At 36.8% G+C, this 1599-nt stretch carries 2 protein-coding genes; both read right to left on the minus strand.

What is annotated here, in order from left to right; genetic code table 11:
- Nucleotides 1-324: 324 nt before the first annotated feature.
- Nucleotides 325-1227: an IS3 family transposase gene (locus tag A6M21_RS17715; RefSeq protein WP_078060337.1), complete on the minus strand. Its 903-nt coding sequence runs from the start codon at nucleotides 1225-1227 to the stop codon at nucleotides 325-327.
- The gene (locus A6M21_RS02595) at nucleotides 1224-1511 is read right to left on the minus strand and encodes a transposase (protein WP_066666353.1); all 288 of its coding nucleotides are present in this window, start codon (nucleotides 1509-1511) and stop codon (nucleotides 1224-1226) included. Before A6M21_RS02595 ends, A6M21_RS17715 begins: the two co-directional genes overlap by 4 nt.
- Nucleotides 1512-1599: the final 88 nt, after the last annotated feature.

The raw sequence follows: 1599 nt of genomic DNA on the forward strand, positions 1-1599 counted from the left end.
TCCAGTAAAAAACGGAAAATCACATATTTCTAGCTGCTCTTAGTTAAATTTTATAAATCAACGTGTCTATCACTCTAAAAATTTTTAAATGCGAAATCTCTGTAAACATCTGATCGTGTTAAGTATTTTTAGGTTTTTTTTTGAAAAAAGACCTCACTATCACTCTAAGGATGAGAATTGAATAGCTAGATTTTAGCAAAAGTTTTTTAGTTGGTACTATGTCAAGAAAAAGTACAAATTAAAATGAGCAAGTTATTCCCTAGTATTTCCGTACGTATTAAATTATGATTTCAAGCAGAGAATGTCTTTATGCATATTTATTGCTTACCCAATAAGTTTTATTGCTTTCTTCAAGTATTGTGCTTCATACTGATCTGGCGATTTATAGTCGCAGTGGCTATGAGTTCGTACAGTGTTATAAAAGGTCTCAATATATTCAAACACTAGCTTTCTAGCATGATCATAATCTCTGATTTTATATTGATTTAGCCATTCACGTTTAATTAGTGAATGAAAGGACTCTATGCAGGCGTTATCCCAAGGACACCCCTTCTTTGAGTAACTGAGTGTCATTTTTGATGCAGCTTTCCGGTATTCCTTCGATACATACTGACTTCCACGATCACTGTGGATAACTAGTGGGTTAGTTAACTTTCTAGTTGCTTTTGCTTTATTTATGGTATCTAAAACACATGATACCTCTAGTGTTTTGGAAAGTGTCCACGCTATAATTTTCCGTGAATATAAATCCATGATACTGGTCAGGTATACAAATCCATCTACAGTCCATATATATGTTATATCAGTACACCAGACTGCATTAGGAGAGTCCGGATTGAACTGTTGCTGTAAAATGTTCTCAAGAGAACTACTGAAGTTTGAGTTACGTGTTGTAACTGTATAAGGCTTGATATACCTTGCTTTTAAGCCCATTTCCTTCATATATTTACCTACAGTTCTTTCTGAGATGACCTCTCCAGCTTTATGTAGTTCCTTTGTAATTTTTGGAGCTCCGTAAATATCATGAGACTTTGCATGGATTTCACGAATTTTGTCCTGGACAGACTCTTTCCTTAGCTGCTGTTTTGATGGTTTGCGCTTTAACCAAGAGTTATAACCGGACCTGGAAACGCCTAAATAGCGCAGCATTCCGCTGACAGAAACGCGGCGTTTCCCTTTGGAAGCTTCACACTTGCGATAGACTTCAAGATAAATCGCCTCTGTCATTTTCCCAGAATGCTGATGGCTTTTTTTAGTACATCAAGTGCATCCTTTGCATCGCGTAATTCTCTCCGTAGCCTAGCATTTTCTTTTTCTACATCAGAAGCATAGTTGCCAGAACCACGAGTTGGGATTGTTCCGTTATTGGTGCTATAATCCCTAACCCACTTGCTAAGAGTGCTATAACCTATGCCAAGGTTTTCTGCACACCCTCGAAGCCCTAGATCCTTATGGTCAAGGTAATACTCGACAGCTTCCCCTTTAAATTGTTGATCATGTTGTTTTGCCATGAGAAGTTCCCCCATTCTTTCTATATTTATTGTAATACTTATGCGGAACTTTCTCAATTCAACTTGTACTATTTATATTCTACCATCA

The organism is Desulfotomaculum copahuensis (assembly GCF_001655685.1).
Classification (GTDB): domain Bacteria; phylum Bacillota; class Desulfotomaculia; order Desulfotomaculales; family Desulfovirgulaceae; genus Desulfotomaculum_G; species Desulfotomaculum_G copahuensis.

What these genes read in the sequence shown, in the direction of transcription:
- A6M21_RS02595 (WP_066666353.1), bottom strand. Translation starts at nt 1,511, where the DNA reads ATGGCAAAACAACATGATCAACAATTTAAAGGGGAAGCTGTCGAGTAT.
- A6M21_RS17715 (WP_078060337.1), bottom strand. Translation starts at nt 1,227, where the DNA reads ATGACAGAGGCGATTTATCTTGAAGTCTATCGCAAGTGTGAAGCTTCC.